This is a genomic window from Kribbella catacumbae DSM 19601 (assembly GCF_000372465.1).
Lineage (GTDB): Bacteria > Actinomycetota > Actinomycetes > Propionibacteriales > Kribbellaceae > Kribbella > Kribbella catacumbae.
In genome coordinates this window covers 15,569-35,851 of sequence record NZ_AQUZ01000079.1, presented here as the reverse complement: position 1 = coordinate 35,851, position 20,283 = coordinate 15,569, and the positions used below count along the sequence as shown (strand labels likewise).

General features: G+C 67.5%; 19 protein-coding genes and 1 pseudogene. 6 read left to right on the top strand and 14 right to left on the bottom strand.

Annotation, left to right across the window (positions count from 1 at the left end):
• Positions 1 to 239 (top strand): annotated as a pseudogene (locus tag A3ES_RS50320) (ISAs1 family transposase); the annotation flags it as partial.
• 761 nt (positions 240 to 1,000) lie between these two features.
• On the opposite strand, the gene A3ES_RS0142110 reads toward A3ES_RS50320, so the two are convergent.
• Genes A3ES_RS0142110 through A3ES_RS0142100 form a run of 3 tightly spaced genes read right to left on the bottom strand, consistent with a single transcriptional unit; the run spans position 1,001 to position 2,969 of the window.
• Positions 1,001 to 1,456: a DUF4240 domain-containing protein gene (locus A3ES_RS0142110; RefSeq protein ID WP_020392873.1), complete on the bottom strand. Its 456-nt coding sequence runs from the start codon at positions 1,454 to 1,456 to the stop codon at positions 1,001 to 1,003.
• A gap of 10 nt (positions 1,457 to 1,466) precedes the next feature.
• A complete protein-coding gene (locus A3ES_RS0142105) occupies positions 1,467 to 2,000 on the bottom strand; it encodes a polymorphic toxin-type HINT domain-containing protein (RefSeq protein ID WP_083934045.1) in 534 nt (177 codons plus the stop codon).
• Positions 2,001 to 2,027: 27 nt separating this feature from the next.
• A complete protein-coding gene (locus tag A3ES_RS0142100; RefSeq protein ID WP_020392871.1) occupies positions 2,028 to 2,969 on the bottom strand; it encodes an AraC family transcriptional regulator in 942 nt (313 codons plus the stop codon).
• A 233-nt stretch (positions 2,970 to 3,202) separates the two neighbouring features.
• On the opposite strand from A3ES_RS0142100, the gene A3ES_RS0142095 reads away from it, so the two are divergent.
• On the top strand, positions 3,203 to 4,123 hold the full coding sequence (locus tag A3ES_RS0142095) for an SDR family NAD(P)-dependent oxidoreductase (protein WP_020392870.1): 921 nt from the start codon (positions 3,203 to 3,205) through the stop codon (positions 4,121 to 4,123).
• 185 nt (positions 4,124 to 4,308) lie between these two features.
• Here the strand turns inward: A3ES_RS0142095 and A3ES_RS0142090 are convergent, their stop codons facing one another.
• Positions 4,309 to 4,941, bottom strand: a complete 633-nt coding sequence (locus tag A3ES_RS0142090; RefSeq protein WP_020392869.1) for a peptide deformylase — start codon at positions 4,939 to 4,941, stop codon at positions 4,309 to 4,311.
• Between the two features lie 252 nt (positions 4,942 to 5,193).
• On the opposite strand from A3ES_RS0142090, the gene A3ES_RS0142085 reads away from it, so the two are divergent.
• Positions 5,194 to 6,294, top strand: coding sequence for a PQQ-dependent sugar dehydrogenase (locus tag A3ES_RS0142085; RefSeq protein WP_237745198.1), 1,101 nt, complete (start codon positions 5,194 to 5,196; stop codon positions 6,292 to 6,294).
• A 44-nt stretch (positions 6,295 to 6,338) separates the two neighbouring features.
• Here A3ES_RS0142085 and gatB read toward each other — a convergent pair whose 3' ends face one another.
• The 3 genes from gatB to gatC form a co-directional block, all read right to left on the bottom strand.
• Positions 6,339 to 7,856 carry an Asp-tRNA(Asn)/Glu-tRNA(Gln) amidotransferase subunit GatB gene (gene gatB, locus A3ES_RS0142080; RefSeq protein WP_020392867.1) on the bottom strand — a complete coding sequence of 506 codons (1,518 nt, stop codon included), beginning with the start codon at positions 7,854 to 7,856 and terminating at the stop codon, positions 6,339 to 6,341.
• Positions 7,853 to 9,358 carry an Asp-tRNA(Asn)/Glu-tRNA(Gln) amidotransferase subunit GatA gene (gene gatA, locus A3ES_RS0142075; protein WP_020392866.1) on the bottom strand — a complete coding sequence of 502 codons (1,506 nt, stop codon included), beginning with the start codon at positions 9,356 to 9,358 and terminating at the stop codon, positions 7,853 to 7,855. The genes gatB and gatA overlap by 4 nt, the downstream gene beginning before the upstream one ends.
• A 79-nt stretch (positions 9,359 to 9,437) precedes the next feature.
• Positions 9,438 to 9,737: an Asp-tRNA(Asn)/Glu-tRNA(Gln) amidotransferase subunit GatC gene (gene gatC / locus A3ES_RS0142070; protein WP_020392865.1), complete on the bottom strand. Its 300-nt coding sequence runs from the start codon at positions 9,735 to 9,737 to the stop codon at positions 9,438 to 9,440.
• A 229-nt stretch (positions 9,738 to 9,966) separates the two neighbouring features.
• On the opposite strand from gatC, the gene A3ES_RS0142065 reads away from it, so the two are divergent.
• Entirely contained in the window at positions 9,967 to 10,611 is a 645-nt protein-coding gene (locus A3ES_RS0142065; RefSeq protein ID WP_020392864.1) for an ACT domain-containing protein, read from the top strand.
• Between the two features lie 412 nt (positions 10,612 to 11,023).
• Here the strand turns inward: A3ES_RS0142065 and A3ES_RS0142060 are convergent, their stop codons facing one another.
• Together A3ES_RS0142060 and A3ES_RS50315 are read right to left on the bottom strand one after the other, a co-directional pair.
• Positions 11,024 to 11,248, bottom strand: a complete 225-nt coding sequence (locus tag A3ES_RS0142060; protein ID WP_020392863.1) for a hypothetical protein — start codon at positions 11,246 to 11,248, stop codon at positions 11,024 to 11,026.
• 6 nt (positions 11,249 to 11,254) lie between these two features.
• Positions 11,255 to 12,271 carry a PT domain-containing protein gene (locus A3ES_RS50315; RefSeq protein ID WP_020392862.1) on the bottom strand — a complete coding sequence of 339 codons (1,017 nt, stop codon included), beginning with the start codon at positions 12,269 to 12,271 and terminating at the stop codon, positions 11,255 to 11,257.
• Positions 12,272 to 12,349: 78 nt separating this feature from the next.
• Between A3ES_RS50315 and A3ES_RS56550 the strand changes: the two genes are divergently transcribed.
• Positions 12,350 to 12,787 (top strand): hypothetical protein, encoded by a 438-nt coding sequence (locus tag A3ES_RS56550; RefSeq protein ID WP_020392861.1) that lies wholly within the window; start codon positions 12,350 to 12,352, stop codon positions 12,785 to 12,787.
• A 54-nt stretch (positions 12,788 to 12,841) separates the two neighbouring features.
• Here A3ES_RS56550 and ligA read toward each other — a convergent pair whose 3' ends face one another.
• Genes ligA through A3ES_RS0142025 form a run of 5 tightly spaced genes read right to left on the bottom strand, consistent with a single transcriptional unit; the run spans position 12,842 to position 18,551 of the window.
• Complete coding sequence (gene ligA, locus A3ES_RS0142045) at positions 12,842 to 14,971, bottom strand: NAD-dependent DNA ligase LigA (RefSeq protein ID WP_020392860.1); 2,130 nt, start codon at positions 14,969 to 14,971, stop codon at positions 12,842 to 12,844.
• Positions 14,972 to 15,003: 32 nt separating this feature from the next.
• Positions 15,004 to 16,011, bottom strand: coding sequence for a uroporphyrinogen decarboxylase/cobalamine-independent methonine synthase family protein (locus A3ES_RS0142040; protein ID WP_020392859.1), 1,008 nt, complete (start codon positions 16,009 to 16,011; stop codon positions 15,004 to 15,006).
• Positions 16,008 to 16,253, bottom strand: a complete 246-nt coding sequence (locus tag A3ES_RS50310) for a DUF1272 domain-containing protein (protein WP_020392858.1) — start codon at positions 16,251 to 16,253, stop codon at positions 16,008 to 16,010. The genes A3ES_RS0142040 and A3ES_RS50310 overlap by 4 nt, the downstream gene beginning before the upstream one ends.
• 4 nt (positions 16,254 to 16,257) lie before the next feature.
• Positions 16,258 to 17,346: a tRNA 2-thiouridine(34) synthase MnmA gene (gene mnmA, locus A3ES_RS0142030; protein ID WP_020392857.1), complete on the bottom strand. Its 1,089-nt coding sequence runs from the start codon at positions 17,344 to 17,346 to the stop codon at positions 16,258 to 16,260.
• Positions 17,346 to 18,551 (bottom strand): cysteine desulfurase family protein, encoded by a 1,206-nt coding sequence (locus tag A3ES_RS0142025; protein WP_020392856.1) that lies wholly within the window; start codon positions 18,549 to 18,551, stop codon positions 17,346 to 17,348. Before A3ES_RS0142025 ends, mnmA begins: the two co-directional genes overlap by 1 nt.
• A 319-nt stretch (positions 18,552 to 18,870) precedes the next feature.
• Here A3ES_RS0142025 and A3ES_RS0142020 point away from each other — a divergent pair, with 319 nt between their 5' ends.
• Positions 18,871 to 20,259 (top strand): serine hydrolase domain-containing protein, encoded by a 1,389-nt coding sequence (locus A3ES_RS0142020; protein ID WP_020392855.1) that lies wholly within the window; start codon positions 18,871 to 18,873, stop codon positions 20,257 to 20,259.
• Positions 20,260 to 20,283: the final 24 nt, after the last annotated feature.

Here is a 20,283-nt window from a genome sequence, read left to right as displayed (position 1 = left end):
ACCGGGTCGCTCGCATCGTGCGGGAGCACTGGGGCTGCGAGGTGATCCACTGGCAACGCGACGTGGTCTTCGGCGAGGACGGACACACCGCTCGCACCGGGAACGGCCCGATCAATCTCGCCATCCTCCGCAACACGGCCCTGACCAGGGACAACACCAAGGACATCACGGCAGGCATCAAGACCCTACGAGCACGCGCTCGCAAACCCGAACGTGCGCTGCTGGCGCTCGCATCGTAGGAAGATCAACTTTGCAACCGCCCTGGTTTAACAGCTCACGCCATCCGTGGACCCATTCGACCACCTTGGGATATGTGCCATGGAGGGAAAGACTGGTCTTCATGCTTCCTCAATTGTAAGAGACGAAGTGCATTTCTAGTCCAGCATCCTCGAGATCATATATCGCCTGCACTTCTCGTTTCACAGGCGCGCCGATAACCGTACGCTTACCAACGTTGATGCCATAATGACTTCCGTCAGCTCGCCGAACAAGAACGTCAGGTCTCCTCGACGACTTGAATCCATCGGTCTTGATTGCAGGGCGATTGCAAAGTTGATGAACCGCCCCGGGTTTGATGCACCCTCGGTCATATGTGAACGACCGGCTGGTCGTTACGGGTTTGTGCATAGTAGTCGGCCTCGGCTTCTGCGGGTGGGCGTCGGTCGAGGCGGTGCATGAGTCACCATACTGCTGCTCGCCGATTCGCCGCATGTCCCACATATCCTTTGCAAGGACCCTTCGGAACGGCTGACCAGCATCCTCTGCCCTCGACGCGCGGCCACGAGCGCCATACGTCCGAGTCAGCATGTGATCTCCATGCTTCATGACGACCGCACCACCATCAACTCTCGACGTAAAGCCTAACCCCAGGGACCCCCACCCTCCGCAGCAGTCGTCCGCTGACATTGCCGTCGGCGTTGCCGTCAAAGTCCTGAAGGCCCGCCGGAACCATCCCGGCGGGCCTTCAGTACATCCTCGAGAACATCAAACCCGACAGGGATCAGTCGGCCCAACCCTGAAGGTTCGACATCGATTCAATTGAGAAATCGCTCTCAACGTCCATCTTGGAACCGGTCGCCCTTTCGTATTGCTCCGACGCGAGGTAGAGCAGCCCCTCAGCTTCCTGAGCAAACGGCGCAACGAAACGATCGAACCCGACACCAGAACTCAGGACATCGCCGTACACTTCCTTGCCCGCCAAGATGCACGCGCAGCGCGCATAAAGGAAGTGATCACTCGTCTGCGGGAACTTCAAACCACCGGCAAGCATCACCGGAACTTCCGCGAGATCTCTCCTGTCGATCCGATAGAGCGATTCCCGAAGTCGCTCAACAAATCGAGTCAGGGCAGTAGGCGTCATGGCGCTGAGCTGCCTGGAGATCCTCTCCAGGGCGGAGTCGATCTCACTGGCATCCCGCACAGGGCTTGAGCCGATGACCTTCCAGAAATCAGTCACCTCAAGCCCCTTACCAGAGTCCGAGTTGTTCGAATTTTTCGGCATCCTGCCTTTGCTCCAAGATCTTCTTGCCTGGCGATGCGATGTCGTTCGATAATTTCACCCCTCGGCCACGCAATTCTCCCATTCGGACATGCTCGGCAACGAACAGGTCATCGTTCGTCCCGCAAACGTGCGTACATCTCGCATCATCACGACTCTTCAAGCGCCCACTGTCGATGTGATCTTGCAGGCGGTTGTTGAAGTTCTTAGTCTTGCCGACATACGTCTTTCCGGGGTTGAGCTGATCCTCGAACTCGTAAATCCCCTGATTCTTGCTGCAGTTATGCACAAGAACCGGCGTAGCCCCCGCGAGCACATAGTACGTGTGGATGTCGGCGACCGTGAGGTTGTGTACCCGAGCAGGCGCGGAATATGTCCGGATGGCCGCCGCAACCACGGTTTCTGTGCCACGTCCGGCCAAGTGAGTGCCGACACTCAGATGAGCCGCACCGATGTTCCGGCCAGTGACAGCCCCAGCCCGCCGTGAGAACCGAACTGCCATCCACGGGTGACGTGGTCGATGGCGAAGTCACTCTGCGGGGACGGCTTCGCGGTACTGCCGTGGGCTGACTCCACGGGCGTTCTTGAAGATGGTGCTGAGGGTCGAGCCGTCGCTGTAGCCCACCCGTCGGGCGATGGCATCGAGGGTGAGGTCGGGGTCGAGGAGCAGATCGGCGGCCCGGGCGAGCCGCCACTCCTTGAGGTAGGTCATCGGGGGAACACCCATCCGTTCGGTGAAGCACCGTGCCAGGGCCGAGCGTGAGGCGCCGGTCTCGGCGGCCAGCCTCGCGACCGTCCAGGGCCGGCTGGGCTGCTCGTGCAGACAACGGAGGGCTCGGCCGACGACCGGGTCCTGGTGTGCGCTGTACCAGCCCGGGACGTCGGCGTCGGCCTGGTCGAACCAGGCTCGGATGACCGAGACGAGCAGCAGATCGAACAGCCGATCGAGGACCGCCTGTTGCCCGGGTCCGTCGGTGGTGATCTCGTCGCCGAGCAACGACACGAGAGGCGAGCTCCAGGCGTCGGAATCGAAGATGATCCGCGGAGGCAGGGCGTCAAGCACGCGTCCGCTGATCTCGCCACGGAACTGGTAGCAGCCCATGAGCATGAGACTGGCCCCGTCGGAGTTGTTTCCCCAGGTACGGACGCCGAGGCTCATGGTCTCGCCCAGCGATACGCCGTCGAGTGTGGTACGGCGCCCCTCGGGTCCGCACACGATCGTCGGCGCGATGCCGGGGTCGCTCGCGATGGTGATGGGGCCCCGGCCATTCACCACGGCCACCGAACCGGCACGCAACTCCCGTGCGGCCGCGGTGTCCGGCACGACCCAGGACGTGCCGCGCACCATGGCGACCAGGCCGAGCGGCGCGTCGTCGTTCATCCGGAGCGACCACGGTGGCTCCATGATCGTACGCAGCAGGAACGCGCCCCGACCGCGCGGCCCATCGAGGAGATTCGCAAGGGCATCCACGCCACCAGCGTAGGACGAACGACCATGTGCCCGAGACGGTCGGCCATGGACCGCCGCGCGCCACGGATGGTTGGCTCGCGGCATGACAACAAACCACTCCGACTTCGGGACCGCATGGGTGAGGTGGAGCGTCACTCGCACCCTCACCTCCACCGCCGCCCTCGCCCGCCTGGCGTGGGCGTTGCACCTGACCAGCTAGCGATCCGGTGGGCAGGAACACGAAGGAGACCCCCATGAAGACCATCGTGATGACCGGCGGGACTACGGGATTCGGCCGGCTCGCGGTACACGAGATGGGCCGATCCCCGGAGCACCGCCTGATCCTCGGCGGACGCCCGCTGCCAGGGCGTGACCCCGCCCAACTCCCGTACGGAGGCGACCTTCTCGAGCTCGACCTCGCCCACCTTGAGAGCGTGCGCTCCTTCGCCGCCGACGTGTCCGCGCGGGCCGACACCGTCGACGGCCTGGTGCTCAATGCCGGGATCATCCGGCCGGACGCCGATACGCGCACGGCGGATGGGTTCGAGACCACCTTCGCGGTCAACCATCTGGCGCACTACCTCTTGCTCCGGTTGCTGCTCCCAGCCCTGGCGCCCGGCGCGACGGTCGTGCTGACCACCAGCGGCACTCACGACCCCGCCACCGGTGCAGGGCTGGCCACCCCGCGACACGCCGACGCGCGCCTGTTGGCGCACCCCGACCGTGACCCGGAGCGACACTCCCGACCGACCGCTGCGGGCGAGCACGCCTACACTGCATCCAAGTTGTGCGCCGTCCTCACCGCAAGATCGTTAACCGCACATCCAGATGCCCGCAGTCGGCGACTCACCGTAGTCGCCTACGATCCCGGGCAGGTCTTCGGCACCGGCCTGGTCCAAGACCTCGCACTCCCGCTGCGGATCGGTTGGACGCTGCTGGGGACCCCGCTGCTGGGGTGGCCGATGCGACGGTTCAACCGAAACCTCAACACCCGCGCGGCCGCCGGACACGCCCTGGCCAACCTCGCCCTCGGCCGGACGACGCCACCGAGCTCGCCCGGATACGCCGCGCTGCGGAGAGGCGGACTCAGCTGGCCAAATCCCTCTGACTTGGCGCGCGACGACGCACTTGCGCAACAGCTCTGGACCGACAGCGCCTCGCTCGTAGTCCTGTAGCAGCCAACTCTCGGATGGGATCGAGCAGGATGGGCGGCGAGCGGCGTGATCCGCAGCCTCGACCTCCTGAAGGTCGTCGAGCACCGCGAGTGCGTCGGGCCACGGCCGCTAAGCCATCGTTCTGCGAGCTCGCAGGTGGTCTCCACGAAACCCGGGGCGATTCAGTCAGCCTGTGACCCAGCTGGCTAGTCCAGGTGGAACCGGAGGGCTTTGGCGGCTCGGGTGGGGACTGGGTCGTTCCAGTTGGCTGAGTAGTTGGAGGTGGTGGAGACCGAGCGGGGTTCTAGTTTGTCGACGTAGACGGTGCCGCGGAGGTGGTCGGTTTCGTGTTGGACGATTCGGGCCTGCCAGCCGGTGAAGGTTTTGTGGTGGGGGTGGCCGGTGGGGTCGGTATAGGTGGCGTGGACGGCGAAGTGGCGGTTCACGACGCCGGTGTAGCCGGGCATGCTCAGGCAGCCTTCGTAGAAGCCTCGGCGTTTGTGGCCGTCGGGGCGGTAGTCGGGGTTGATCGCGGCGAAGAAAGCCAGTGGGTAGCGGTGCCGCGCCTCAGCGATCTCCTCCTGAATTGTCGCAGGATCCTCCAGTACTGCGATCTGCACCGGCACACCAATCTGCGGAGCAGCCAACCCGACGCCGGGAGCCGCCTTCATCGTCCGGCGCATGAGCTCGACGAACTCGGCCAGTACTGAGTCGTCGACCTGTCCGTCGAACGGCTCCGCGACCTGGCGCAGTACCGGATCGCCCAGCGAGACGATTGGCGCCACCCCGTCGCGATACTTCTCAACGAGCTCTGTGATCTGATCCTTGACGCTGCTCATACTTCTCCGACCAACTCCTGATGCCGTCTGGACGGACCCGACGAGCGGCAGGGCCGCCGTACCGGCTAGCAACGTACGCCTGGTGATACCCACAAGCCTCCCGCTGTCGATCCGCTGGGGCATCCATTCTCCCCGACGGAGGTGCAACCGAAGGCGGCTTGGTGGTGTAGGCATAACGCGGGTGGGGTTTTGGCGTTGGAGTGGTCGATACCTTGGGAGTCTGGGGGTTGGGTCAGGAGACGGATGGTGCTCATGGGTAAGGGTCGTTGGGCCGGTGTGCTGGTGGCAGTGGCTGGGCTGGTCGCTGGGTGTTCCGATGGGAGTGCGGATGCTCAGCCGTCGGTGTCCAGTTCTTCGCCTGGGCAGCCGACCGGTACTGCAAAGGCCGTCAAGCTAGCGGTCGCCGGAGAGGTGGCGACCGGGATCGAGGTGCCTTGGGGGTTGGCGTTTCTGCCGGACAAGAGCGCTCTCGTGTCAGAGCGGGATTCCGGGAAGGTCAAGCGGATCGCGGGTGGGCAGGTCAGCGACGCCGGGACCGTGCCGGGAGTCGATCCGTCGTCGGAGGGTGGGCTGCTCGGGCTTGCCGCCGATCCGGAGTACCCGAAGAGGCCTTATGTCTACGCGTACTACTCCAGCAGCGACGACAACCGGATCGCGCGACTGACCTACAGCAACGGGCAGCTCAGCGAACCCACCGTGATCCTGGAGGGGATCCCGCAGGCGGCGGTGCACAACGGTGGACGGATCAGGTTCGGGCCGGACGGTTTCCTGTACGCCGGTACGGGCGACGGCGCCGATCGCCCCAACTCGCAGAACGACGACTCGCTCGGGGGCAAGGTCCTGCGCATCACCACCGAGGGCGAGCCCGCGCCGGGCAACCCGGATGGCAGGTTGTGGATCTCCAAGGGCCATCGGAACGTGCAGGGGCTCGCCTTCGACGGCAAGCAGCTGTACGCCGCGGAGTTCGGGCAGGACACCTGGGACGAGTTGAACGCGATCACGTCAGGCGCCAACTACGGCTGGCCGGCCGGCGAGGGGATCAGCCGGCTGGACGGGATGGTCGATCCGATCGCGCAGTGGCGGACGAAGGACGCCTCGCCCAGCGGGATCGCGTTCGCCAAGGGCTACATCTTCATGGCGGGGCTGCGGGGTGAGCGCCTCTGGGCGATACCGGTTGCCGATGGCAAGCGCACTGGCGAGCCGGTCGCCTTCTTCACCGCGCAGTACGGTCGTCTCCGCACGGTCGAGGCGGCACCCGACGGCTCACTGTGGCTGACCACCTCGAACACAGACGGCCGCGGCGACACCCGTTCAGGAGACGACCGGATCCTGAGAGTCACCATCACACAGTAAATGCAGAGCCCCCCGGGAGCACCCGGGGGCCTCTAGCAACTAACTCAGATGCCGAGTTTGGAGTTCACCAGCTCGCGCACCTTGGCCGCGTCGGCCTGGCCTCGCATGTCCTTCATGACGGCGCCGATCAGGGCGCCGGCCGCGGCGGGTTTGCCGGACTGGACCTTCTCGACCACGTCCGGGTTGGCCGCGATCGCGCGGTCGACCGCCTCGCTCAGGGCGGAGTCGTCCGACACCAGAGCCAGCCCACGTGCGGCGATGATCTCGGCCGCGGTGCCCTCACCCTTGACCAGGCCGTCGAAGACCTGCCGGGCGAGCTTGTCGTTGAGGTCACCGGAGTCGACGAGCTTCTGTACCTCGGCGATCTCGGCCGGCCCCACGCCAAGCGCATCGACGTCCTTGCCGGCTTCGTTGGCCGCGCGGGCGAGCTCGCCCAGCCACCACTTCTTCGCGGCAGCAGCGGCGACGCCGAGGGCGACGGTCTGCTCGATCAGGGTCTGCACGCCGCCGTTGACGACGTCGCGCATCTCCAGGTCGGTGAAACCCCACTCGGTCTGCAGCCGCAGCCGCTTGGCGGGCGGTGCCTCGGGCAACGTCGCGCGGATCTCCTCGACCCAGTCCCGCGCCGGCGCGACCGGAACCAGGTCCGGCTCCGGGAAGTACCGGTAGTCGTCGGCGTCCGACTTCTCCCGGCCCGACGTGGTGACGCCGGTGTCCTCGTGCCAGTGCCTGGTCTCCTGCAGGATCTTGCCACCGGCAACCAGTACTGCGGCCTGCCGGGTGATCTCGTAGGTGATCGCGCGCTCGACCGAGCGGAACGAGTTCACGTTCTTCGTCTCGGTCCGGGTGCCCAAGGACGAGGACCCCGACGGCTTCAGCGACACGTTCGCGTCACACCGCAGCGACCCCTGGTCCATCCGTACGTCGGAGACGTCCAGCGCGAGCAGCAGATCGCGCAGCATGCTCACGTACGCACGAGCGACGGCGGCGGCCTTCGCCGGCGGCACCTCGATCGTCTTGGTGACGATCTCGATCAGCGGGATGCCGGCCCGGTTGTAGTCGACCAGCGAGTGCGACGCACCGTGGATGCGCCCGGTCGCGCCACCCACGTGGGTGGACTTGCCGGTGTCCTCCTCCATGTGCGCGCGCTCGATCTCGATGCGATAGGTCTCAGTCTCCCCGTCGCCACTAGGAATACTGACCTCGGTCCACCCGTTGAAGGCGATCGGCTCGTCGTACTGCGAGGTCTGGAAGTTCTTCGGCATGTCCGGGTAGAAGTAGTTCTTCCGGGCGAACCGGCACCACTCGGCGATCTCGCAGTTCAGCGCGAGGCCGATCTTGATCGCGGACTCGACGGCGCGCGCGTTCACCACCGGCAGCGCGCCCGGCAGGCCGAGGCAGACCGGGCAGGTCTGCGTGTTCGGCGGCGCCCCGAACTCGGTCGGGCAGCCACAGAACATCTTCGACCTGGTGTTCAGCTCGACGTGGACCTCCAGGCCCATCACCGGGTCGAACCGCGCCAAAGCGTCATCGATGGACAGCACGTCAGCAACAACAGTCATCGGGTGACCTCCAGCTCCGGAGCCTTCGACATCAGCACGCCACCCCACTGATCGGCGTACGCCGACTCGAGCGCCGCACCGACCAGGTAGCACAGGTCGTCGCGCATCACCGGCGCCATCACGTGGAAGCCGACCGGCATCCCGTCCTCGTCGGCCAGGCCGATCGGGAACGACCCGGCGGCGTTGCCGGCCAGGTTCGACGGGATCGTGCAGAGGTCGTTCTTGTACATGGCGATCGGGTCGTCGACCCGGTCGCCGATCGCGAACGCGGTGGTCGGCGTGGCCGGCGAGACCAGCACGTCAACCTGCTCGTAGGCGTTGGTGAAGTCGCGCGCGATCAACGTGCGCACCTTCTGCGCCTGGCCGTAGTACGCGTCGTAGTACCCGCTGGACAGCGCGTGCGTGCCGAGCATGATCCGGCGCTTGACCTCGGCACCGAAGCCCGCCTCGCGGGTCAGCCTCATCACCTGCTCGGCGTCGTTCTCGCCGTCGTCGCCGACCCGAAGGCCGAACCGCATCGCGTCGAACTTGGCCAGGTTGGACGACGCCTCGCTCGGCAGGATCAGGTAGTACGCCGGCAGCGCGTACTGGAAGTGCGGGCAGGACACCTCGACCACCTCGGCGCCGAGCTTGGTGAGCAGCTCGACCGCCTCGTGGAAGCGCGCCTCGACACCCGGCTGGTACCCCTCGCCGCCGAGCTCCTTGACGACCCCGATCCGCAGACCGGTCACGTCACCGCTGCGAGCCGCGTCGACCACGGCCGGTACCGGCTGGTTGATCGACGTCGAGTCCATCGGGTCGTACCCGGCGATCGCCTCGTGCAGCAGCGCCGCGTCGAGCGTCGTCCGCGCACATGGCCCAGGCGTGTCCAAGCTGGAGGCCAACGCGATCAGCCCGTACCGCGAGGTGCCGCCGTACGTCGGCTTGACGCCCACGGTGCCCGTGAAGGCGGCGGGCTGACGGATCGAGCCACCGGTGTCGGTGCCGATCGCGAGCGGTGCCTGGTACGCCGAGATCGCGGCCGACGAGCCGCCACCCGAACCACCCGGGATCCGGTTGAGGTCCCAGGGGTTGTGCGTCGTCCCGTACGCCGAATTCTCGGTCGACGAGCCCATCGCGAACTCGTCCATGTTGGTCTTGCCGAGGATGACGATGCCGGCCGCCTTCAACCGCTTCACCACGGTCGAGTCGTACGGCGGCTTCCAGCCCTCGAGGATTTTAGAACCGGCCGTGGTCGGTACGCCGTCCTGGGTCAGCACATCCTTCAGCGCCAGCGGTACTCCGGCCAGCGGGCCCAACTCGTCACCGGCAGCGCGGCGCGCATCCACGTCGGCCGCCTGGGCGAGTGCGCCCTCGGTGTCGACGTGCAGGAACGCGTGCACAGCGCCGTCAACGGCACCGATCCGGTCCAGGTGCGCCTGGGTGATCTCCACCGACGAGGTCTCACCCGAGCTCATCAGCTCCGCAAGCTCGACAGCAGTCTTCCGCGTCAGGTCACTCATCCGCGGACCTCGCTTCGCTCGGAACCGCCAATGAGTGAGACCCGCTGTGTTGATTGGTTCGTTCGCATGCGCTCTCTCACTATGCCTCCTCGGTCAGAATCCGCGGTACCCGGAAGCGCTGCTCCTCCGCGGCCGGGGCGCCGGACAGCGCCTGCTCCGGCGTGAGGCAGGGAACGTTCACGTCCTCGCGCATGACGTTCGTCAGCGGCAGGGCGTGCGACGTCGGCGGGATGTCCTCGGCGGCCACGTCACTGACCTGCGCGACCAGGCCGATAATCTGGTCGAGCTGCGGAGCGAGGTGGTCGAGCTCGTCGTCGGAGAGCTCGATCCGCGCCAGTCGCGCCAGATGCGCGACTTCTTCGCGGGTAATCGATGGCATGAGTGATTCCAATGGTCTACAGCAAGGTGCTGGCTGGGTGCGTCGGTGAGGACTCGCACCTACGGACCGGGCCATCCTAGTGGGCTGGCATGACGCTTGTATTTCCGGTTTCCCGCCCGGAGGCCGTTCATCAGGTGGGAGGGCCCGGCGTGTCACTTTGTTCCGCTCTGTAACATTGGCCGCGACAGGGCGTAACTTGCGTGGTATTCGGCTGGGAGATGATCGTTCGGTGTTCCTGCTGCGATTGATCATCCCGGACCGACCCGGTTCGCTGGGCACCGTCGCAACGGCCCTCGGCGAGGTGAACGCCGATATCCACGCGATCGAGATCGTCGAGCACCGGCGCGAGAACGGCACCGCCGTCGACGACATCGTGGTCGACCTGCCGCCGGGCGTTCTGCCGGACCGGCTGGTCTCGGCCTGCAACGGAGTTCCCGACGTCGAGGTGATCTGGTTCTCCCGGTACGGCGCCGGCGGCGGGCTGCATATGGACCTCGAAGCCGTCGAGCAGATGACGTCGGCACCGGCCGAAGCGGTCGACATCCTGGTCGAGCAAGCGCCCGCGGTGCTGCATGCCGACTGGGCCGCCTTGCTGGACGGCACCGGCAGCGAGATCAAGGTCGCGCTGGAGACGAGCGCGACGCCCGAGTTCGGCGACCTGGGTGACCTGTGGCTGCCGCTGGAGAAGGCGACCACACTGGCCGCGCCGAACCACAAGGGCCTGTCCGAGTCGGTCCTGGTCGCGGCACCGCTGGAGTCGGACCGCCGCGTGCTGGTGATCGGCCGGCGCGGAGGGCCCGAGTTCCTCGGCTCCGAAGTGGCCCGGCTGAGCTACCTGGCCAGCCTCGCCGTCACCATCCGCGCCACCGCCTAGCGATCGGCGCTGGCAGGTTCGTTGGGATCCGCGGGGAGCCCATCTGCCCCCAGCACAACCAGGTGATCATTCGCCGCCTTTCACCCTTACCCGGGGCTTGGGGCTCGTGATCGCCACCGCGGCCGGCCGCCGGTGGGTGTTGCCCGGAGCCCCAGGCCATCAATGGCGCCCACCTTGACCTGGTTCCCGCACGGCCGGCCGGGTGATCGATGCCTTTGATGGCCTGGGGGTCCGGAAAGACCCTCGGGGCTTAGCGCTCCGAGGTGAAAAGGGGGCGAATGATCACTTGGTGGGGGCGCGGGGCAAGCCTGGTGCGGCCCCGGACGAGGCTTGCGGCCCCGAGCACCTAGTCAGTCAAAGAAAGAGGGCCTCCCGAATGACGGGAGGCCCTTTCTTCCTGCGTGGTGCGGGATCAGTTGAACTGGAAGTACCACAGCGCCCACAGTCCGGCGATCACCAGCAGGATGACCGTCCCGACGACCGAGACGATCACCACCGCCTGCGTATTGCTGTCGTCACGCTCCGGCAGGTCGAACTGGGTCGGCCCCCAAGGGCCGCCCCCCTCCACCCGGTGCAGTGACTCCGGCGGCGGCTTGGCCACCGGAGTCCGCTCCCGTTTCGCCGGGCTGAACTTCATCACACCTCACACGTAGTACGACTCGTACTTGATCTCGATCGTCTGCGACGAGTAGTCCTCGTCACCGGTACCGGTCGACTGGACCCGCCAGCCGGCCACATAAGCAGCGTACGGCTTCCCGTCCTTGTGAGACTCGATGAAGGCCTTGAGCGCCGCGACGTCCGGGCCCTTGATCGCTGCCAGACCGTCGGCGAGGACGACCGGCATCGCGGCCTTGACCTCGCTCGGGTCGCCGGAGGCGCGGAACTCGATCGACCGGATCCCGCCGTCACCGCCGATCGCGAAGACGCTCTGCGAGCCGTACTTGCCCAGCGTCTTGCGGCAGGACGACGTGCACTTGTACTGCTTCGCCGTCAGCGTCGCGTTCAGCTGCGACTCGGTGGTCTGGAACTCCTTGCGGGGCAGGTCGTAGGAGTCCGAACCGGACTTGCCGCCGGAGATCTGCACGGTTTCGCCGCTGTTCAGCAGGTTGAACTCGCCCCAGGTGCTGCCGACCTTGGTGTTCTTCTGGCCGGTCTTCACCGCCTGCTGGATCTTCGCCACCTCGCTGCCGCCGAAGGTGTCGGTGCCGATCGCCTGCAGCGCCGCGTCGAAGGTGACGGCGGCGTTGTTGACGTTCTCGGAGTTCCGCGACCGGATCAGGACACCGATGACCGTGCCGTCGGGCTGGAACTGGAAGATGACCTCGGCCTGGGTGACGTCCTCGAACTTGAAGCAGCCGCGGTGCGCACCCTCCGCGCCGTTGAACAGGTCGCTGCACTGGAAGCCGGCGGCCTGCATCTTCTCGGTCGCGGTCTTGGCCTGACCCGTCGCGTTGCCCAGACCACCGCCCGTGCTGGTCGGCTCACCACTCGGCTGGCCAGTGGGCTCACCGGACGGCTGGCCAGTCGGCTCGCCCGACGGTTGCGTCGAGGTGGTCGGCTGGGTCGTCGGCGGGTCCTCGTCGCCACCAAGGGCTTTGACGCCGAGGAAGATCAGCAGGCCGACCAGGATGAGCGCGACCGCGCCACCACCGATGAACATCGGCAGCTTGTCCTTGGGGATGCCGCCCTTCTTCGGGCCGCCGGGACCGCCCTGCCAAGGCTGCTGCGCCTGCTGCTGGTGCCAGCCGCCCTGCTGCTGACCACCCTGCTGGTTCCACGGCTGCTGCTGGTAGCCCGGCTGCCCCTGCTGAGGAGGCTGACCCCAACCACCGGCGGGCTGACCGCCCTGCGGAGGCTGCCCAGGCTGCTGGCCCCAACCACCCTGCTGCGGCGGCTGACCCTGCTGCGGGGGCTGCCCTTGACCAGGCTGTCCCTGACCAGGCTGTCCCTGACCAGGCTGTCCCTGACCAGGCTGCGGCTGGCCAGGCTGCGGAGCGGCCGGAGGCTGACCCCAGCCACCGCCACCCTGGCCAGGCTGCTGTCCCCAGCCTCCTTGACCCGGCTGACCTCCCGGCTGTCCCCCTTGTTGCCCGCCCGGCTGGCCCCCCGGCTGCCCAGGACCCCACGGTCCTTGTGGCGGCGTCGTCATATGCGCTCCTTAGAAACCCACGTGTAGAGGATGCAAACTAACAGTCCGACGGATCAGCGAGCCCGGCGGATCCTTCGGTTGTCAGGCATCTCCCTTTTCGGGGTTCGTCGCCACCGCAGCGGCGGCCTCCGGCCCCTCGTCGAGCAGCACCCCGAATCCGCCGGCGTCCAGGATCGGTACGCCGAGCTGAACCGCCTTGTCGTACTTGGATCCGGGTGAATCGCCGACCACCACGAAGGACGTTTTCTTCGACACCGAGCCGGCCACCTTGCCGCCACGCGACACGATCGCCTCGGTCGCCTCGTCCCGGCTGTACCCCTCGACCGTGCCGGTCACGACCACGGACTGCCCGGTCAGCGTCTGCTCCACGGTCGGCCCGGTCCGCACCTGGCGCATCACCACGCCGGCGGCCTTCCACTTGTCCACGATCGCCTGGTGCCAGTCCACCTGGAACCACTCGATCATCGCGCTGGCGATCGTCGGGCCGACGCCCTCGGTCTCGGCCAGCTGCTCCTCGCTCGCCGACCGGATGGTCTCGATGTCGTCGTACACCTCGGTCAGCGCGGCGGCCGCGGTCGGGCCGACATGCCGGATCGAGAGCGCCACCATGGCGCGGTTGAGCGGCTTCGCCTTGGCCTCTTCGAGGTTGACGAGCAGTTTGCGCGCATTCGCCGACAGCGCGCCGGCCTTGGTGGTGAAGAAGGGACTCTCGGCCAGCTTCTCCTCGGTCAGCGCGAACAGGTCGCCCTCGTCGGCGATCAGGCCGTCGCGGATCAACGCGTCCGCGGCCTTGAAGCCGAGCCCTTCGATGTCGAACGCCGCCCGGCCGGCCAGATAGAACAGGCGCTCCCGAAGTTGCCCCTGGCAGTACTGCGAATTGGGGCACCGGATGTCGACGTCGGACTCCTTGGCCGGCGCCAGCACGGTCTCGCACCACGGGCACTTGGTCGGCATGTCCCAGGCCTTGAGTCCCTTCGGCCGCAGGTCGAGCACCGGCGCGAGGATCTCGGGGATGACGTCGCCGGCCTTACGCAGTACGACGGTGTCGCCCGGGCGGACGTCCTTGCGGGCGACCTCCTTGGCGTTGTGCAGCGTCGCGTACTCGACTGTCGAGCCTGCCACCCGGACCGGCTCCATCTTGCCGAACGGGGTGACCCGGCCGGTCCGGCCGACGTTCACCTCGATCTCGATCAGCTTGGTGGTGACCTCTTCCGGCGGGTACTTGTACGCGATCGCCCAACGCGGCGCGCTGGAGGTCGAACCGAGTGCCCGTTGCAGGTCGACCTCGTCCACCTTCACCACGACGCCGTCGATCTCGTGATCGACGGAGTGCCGGTTCTCGCCGTAGTACTCGATGAATTCGTTGACCTCGTCGAGGGTGCCGACCCGGCGGGCGCGGTCGCTGACCGGCAGGCCCCAGGCCCTGAGCTGGTCGTAGGCCTCGGAGAGCCGGCCCACGTGGTACCCCTCGACCTTGCCGAGGCCGTGCACGACGAACCGCAGCGGCCTGGTCGCCGAGACGCGTGGGTCCTTCTGCCGCAGGGATCCGGCCGCGCCGTTGCGCGGGTTGGAGAACACGTCCTTGCCGGCCTCGACGAGCTGCGCGTTGAGTTCGGTGAAGTCCTCGACCCGGAAGTACACCTCGCCGCGCACCTCCAGGAAGGAAGGCACGTTGTCGCCGGTCAGCTGGTCGGGGATGCTCTTGATGGTCCGGACGTTCAGCGTGACGTCCTCGCCGGTCCGGCCGTCGCCGCGGGTGCCGCCGGTGACCAGGCGGCCGTTCTCGTAGACCAGGTCGAGCGCGAGCCCGTCCACCTTGAGCTCGCAGAGGAAGCCGCTCTCCTCGATCTGCTTGACCGTGACCTCGCGCTCCAGCCGCTTGGCCCAGGCAACCATCTGCTCAGCCGAGAAGGCGTTGGCGAGGCTCTCCATCCGCATCGGGTGCTGGATCGGCGCGAACAGCGTCGAGATCGGGACACCGACCTTCTGGGTCGGCGAGTCCGGCGTGCGCAGCTCGGGGTACTTGTCCTCGATCGCCTGCAGCTCGTGCATCAGCGCGTCGAAGTCCGCGTCGGAGATGGTCGAGGTGGCCATGTAGTAGCGGAACCGGTGCTCCTCGATCTCCCGGCTCAGCGTGGCATGCCGCTCCCTGACCTCCGCCGGCGCGGCAGGCTGGTCGGCGGCACTGGTCTCCGGAATCTCCGTACTCATAAAGGAGAACTTACCGCCAGCCACCGACCTTTTTAGGCTTCTGCGGTCTCGCCTACGAAGTCCGCTGTACGACGGAGAAGTTCCAACCGGGTGCGGGCGTCGCTCGGTGACGGGGAGCCCGCGAGGCCACACGCTGGGGTGATGACCACGTCCGCGAGGGTGCGCTGAGTGAGGCCGATCTCGTGCCAGCGACGGGTCAGGCTCTCCGCCGCCTTCTCCGGGTGAGGCACCGGCCCACTGGTCGGTACTACGCCGGCGTACAAGGTGATGTTGGCCTCTACTGCGAAGGCGATCTGCTCCCAAGCCGCATCGGTGAGTAGCGCCATGTCTACTGCCACTCCCCCGGCCCCGGCCTTCCGGAAGACCTCAATAGGTGGCCGTGCCGCGCAGCAGTGCACCAAGGTGATCGCTGGTGCTACCGACTCGATCACTCTACTCAGCAGGTCTACAGCCCCAGGGCCGTCCACAGCGCGATGCTTGCTCCACCCACTGGCAGTAGGAACAGCCCCAGCCAGTACTGCAGGCAGCCCCGGCTCATCGAGCTGTACTACGAGCTCTGCCCCAGGCACTCGCCGCCGTACGTCGGTCACGTGGTCCTGGAGCCCATAAGCCAGCGCCTCGGCCAGATCGCGCCTAGCGCCATGGTCGGCGAGCACCTTGTCGCCGCGAGGAAGCTCCACAGTTGCAGCGAGCGTCCACGGCCCGGTCACCTGAAGCTTCAGCGGCCCGGTGTACCCGTCTGCCAGCTCCTCCAGGACATCCAAGTCCTGCAGCAGCAAGGAGCGAGCCCGCCGCTGGTCAAGACTCGCCCGCGGGTCATTGCCGCCAGTCAGCCGCCACCCTGCGGGCTGCAAGTCCATAGCCAGCGAGGTCACCAGCCCAGCGGCCCGGCTCACCATGTCGCCGTACGGGCGGGCCGGCAGCTCCGGCATGAACGGGATGGTGACAGCGTCCAGCACGTACTTCGTCCACTCGCGCAGGTCCTCTCCGGGCAGCGAACCCATCGCCGTGGTCGCCGCTGGGCCGAAGGGACTGCTCACGTGGTGTTCCTGTTCCGCTTGAGGTACCTGGTGACCCGACCGGGCGCCCGCGAAGCGATCTGCGTCGCGCCGGTGGTTCGCTTCGGCCGGCTGACCAGCTCACCGCCGCAGTTCGGGCAGACGGCGGACATGGCGTCGGAGCACGCCGGGCAGAAGGTGCATTCGTAGCTGCAGATGACCGCGTCGTCGGCCGGGCCGAGCTGGGCGGTGCAGCGCTCGCAGGTGTCCTTCATCCGGAGCATGGGCTCACACCTTCTGGGTTGCGCGCTCGACCGTGTCGATGGTGGCGGAGCCGATCACCCGGGTGCCGTCGTACAGGACGACCGCCTGACCGGGCGCGACCGCGTCGGCGGGCTCGTCGAACTCGACCAGTACCTGGTCGCCCTCGAGTCGCGCGGTGACTGCGATCTCTTCGCCGTGAGCGCGCAACTGCGCCTTCACGTGCAACGTCTCGGTCGGCGCGGGACCACACCAGCGAGGCTTCGACGCGGTCAGCCGCTCGACGGCAAGCTCGGCGCGGGAGCCGACCGTCACCGTGCGGTCGACCGGGCTGATGTCGAGGACGAACCGGGGCTTGCCGTCGGCGGCCGGCGTGCCGATCTTCAGGCCCTTGCGCTGGCCGACGGTGAAGCCGTGGGTGCCCTTGTGCTCGCCCAGCTTGTTGCCCTGGGCGTCGACGATGTCCCCCGGCGACTCGCCCAGCTGCTTGCTGAGGAAGCCCGGAGTGTTGCCGTCGGCAATGAAGCAGATGTCGTGGCTGTCCGGCTTGGCCGCCACCGACAGGCCGCGGCGCTCGGCCTCGGCGCGGATCTCGGTCTTGGGCGTGTCACCGAGCGGGAAGAACGCGTGCTGGAGCTGTTGCTGGGTGAGCACCCCGAGCACATAGGACTGGTCCTTGGCCGGATCCACCGCGCGGTGCAGCTCACGGCCCGCGGCGGTCTCCACGATCTGCGCGTAGTGCCCGGTCGCGACGGCGTCGAACTCCAGCGCGAGGGCCCGCTCGAGCACCGCGCTGAACTTGACCTTCTCGTTGCAGCGCAGACACGGGTTCGGCGTCCGGCCGGCCGCGTACTCCGCGACGAAGTCCTCGACCACGTCGGCGTGGAACCGCTCGGCCAGATCCCAGATGTAGAACGGGATGCCGATCACGTCGGCGGCGCGGCGGGCGTCGCGGGAGTCCTCGATCGTGCAGCAGCCGCGCGCGCCACTGCGGTACGACTGCGGGTTGCGGCTCAGCGCCAGGTGCACACCGACCACGTCGTGCCCGGCTTCGGCCATCCGCGCCGCCGCGACGGCGGAGTCGACCCCGCCGGACATGGCTGCGAGTACCCGCATCAGTTGTTCCTTCCTACGTTCTGCAATCCGGCGGACATCGCCCGCTCGACGACGGGCCCGATGGCATTCAGTACTGCGTCCACGTCGGCCCGGCTGGACGTGTGACCCAAGGTGAACCGCAAGGAACCGCGAGCGCGCTGGTCGTCGTACCCCATCGCCAGCAGCACGTGGCTCGGCTCGGCGACACCGGCGTTGCAGGCCGACCCGGTCGAGACCTCGATCCCGCGCGCGTCGAGCAGCAGGAGCAACGAGTCGCCTTCGCAGTCCTTGAACGACAAGTGTGCGTTACCGGGCAAGCGTCGTACCGGGTCGCCCGACAGCATCGCGCCCGGGATGGTGCTCGTGATGCCCGCGATCAGGTCGTCCCGCAGCGCGCTGAGCTGCAGCGCGTACGACGCCTGGTGCTTGACCGAGTGCTCGATCGCCACCGCGAACCCGGCCGTCGCCGGACTGTCCAGCGTGCCGGACCGTACGTCGCGCTCCTGGCCGCCGCCGTGCACGATCGGCACCAGCTTGGTCTCCTTGTGGACCACCAGCGCACCGATCCCGTACGGGCCGCCGACCTTGTGCCCGGACACCGTCATCGCGTCGACACCCAGCTCGGAGAAGTCCACCGGCACCTGCCCGACCGCCTGGACGGCGTCGGTGTGCACGGGGATCGCGTGGGCCTTGGCCAGCGCCGCGACCTCCTGGACCGGCTGCAGCGTGCCGACCTCGTTGTTGGCCATCATCAACGTGACGAAGGACACGGACTCCGGATCGGACTCGATCGCCCGCCGCACGTCCTCGGGCCGGACCCGGCCCAGCTCGTCGACCGGCAGCCACTCGAGCTCGGCACCCTCGTGCTCCGCGAGCCAGACGGCCGGATCCAGTACTGCGTGGTGCTCGATCCCGCTCAGCAGGATGCGGCGGCGACGCGGGTCTTCGGCCAATCGGGCCCACCAGAGCCCCTTCAAGGCGAGGTTGTCCGCCTCCGTGCCGCCCGAGGTGAACACCACCTCGCTCGGCTGGGCGCCCAGCGCCTCGGCGATCGTCTCCCGCGACTCCTCGACCGTCCGCCGCGCCGCCCGCCCGGACCCGTGCAACGACGATGCATTGCCGGTCCGCCCGAGGTGAGAGGCCATCGCCTCGATCGCCACGGGCAGCATCGGAGTCGTCGCGGCGTGGTCGAGATAGACCGTACGGCGGGCCGGAGTTGGGGTCATAACACCCTCAAGCGTAAGTCCGACGCCGTTGTTCCCGCTCGGCGGTCCGGGAGTGCGGACCCCCAGCCCATCAATCCCCCGCCAATCACCCCCGGCAAACGCATCCCACCCCGCCCTGGCCCGGGTTTGCTGGCATGGGTGTCCGCCGATCCCAGCGCGGCCGGCGCGCGATGGCGGCTCGGGCGCCGGGGTGGCGGCTCGGTGGCAAGGGTGGGGGTGGTGGCTCGGTGCTGCCACTTCGTCGGGGCTGACGAAATCGGGCTGGGCAGTTGTCGTCCGCGACGAATACTCGCCGCCCCAACGGCTCTAGCGTCAGGCCATGGCGACCCTTAGCGAGATCGAGACGTGGCTACAAGACCGGCTGCCGGCGTTGCTGGCCGAGCATGCGGTCCCGGGTGCGGCGGTCGGTGTGCTGTTCGGCGGCGAGGTGATCGACCACGCGGCCGGCGTACTGAGCAAGGCGACCGGCGTCGAGGCGACTCCCGACACGGTGTTCCAGATCGGCTCGATCACGAAGGTCTGGACGACGACGCTGGTGATGCAGCTCGTCGACGAAGGCAAGGTCGACCTCGACGGACTGGTCCGTGGGTATCTCCCGGAGTTCGTTCTCGGCGACGACGCGGCGGCGGCCGTCATCACCGTCCGGCAGTTGCTGTGCCACACGTCCGGCTTCGAGGGCGACATCTTCAACGAGACGGGCAAGGGCGACGACGCCGTCGAGAAGTACCTCGCCACGCTCGCCGAGGTCAGTCAGCTCTTCCCGCCTGGCGAGATGTTCTCCTACAACAACGCGGCCTTCTCGGTCCTGGGCCGTCTGGTCGAAGTACTGCGGGAGAAGCCGTTCGACACCGTCTTGCGGGAGCACGTCTTCACCCCGCTCGGCCTCAAGCACGCTGCCACCGACCCGTACGAGGCGATCCTGCACCGCGCCGCGGTCGGCCATATCCGGCCCGCTCCCGACGCTGAGCCGGAACCGGCGCCGGTCTGGGCGCTGAATCGATCCATGGCACCCGCGGGCGCCATGCTCGCGATGCGACCACGCGACTTACTGGCTTTCGCCCGGATGCACCTCGACTCAGGCACAGCAGCAGACGGTACTGCGGTACTGAGTCCGGCGAGCGTCAAGGCGATGCAGGAGTCGCAGGTCAACCTCCCGGCGCTCGGCATGATGGGCGACTCGTGGGGACTCGGCTGGGAGCTCTTCGACTGGAACGGCACCACGGTGATCGGCCACGACGGCGGCACGATCGGCCAGAACGCGTTCCTGCGCGTGGTACCCGAGCACGGCCTGGCCGTCACCCTGCTGACCAACGGCGGCGACGTGATCGGGCTGTATGAGACCGTCCTCGGCCACGTAGTCAAGGAGCTCGCCGCCCTGGACCTGCCCGCGCTGCCCACCCCGCCGGCCACGCACGTACCGGTCGATGCGAACCGGGTCCTCGGCACCTACAGCTGCGACGTCGCCGACCTCACTGTCAGGCAGGACGAGGACGGGAAGTTCTGGCTCGACCAGACGCCGAAGGGAATCTTCGCCGAGCTCGGCCCCGCCCCCGAACCGGTCGAACTGGTCGGCCGGAGCGAGGAGAGCCTGATCGCGCTGAAGGCCGAGAACGGCATTCACACCCCGTTCATCTTCCTGGGGAACGAATCGGCCGGTCGCGCCCTCTTCATCCACAGCGGCCGGGCTATCCGCCGCGCGTCAGCCTGATCCGACCTTCCACCCGGAGGCACC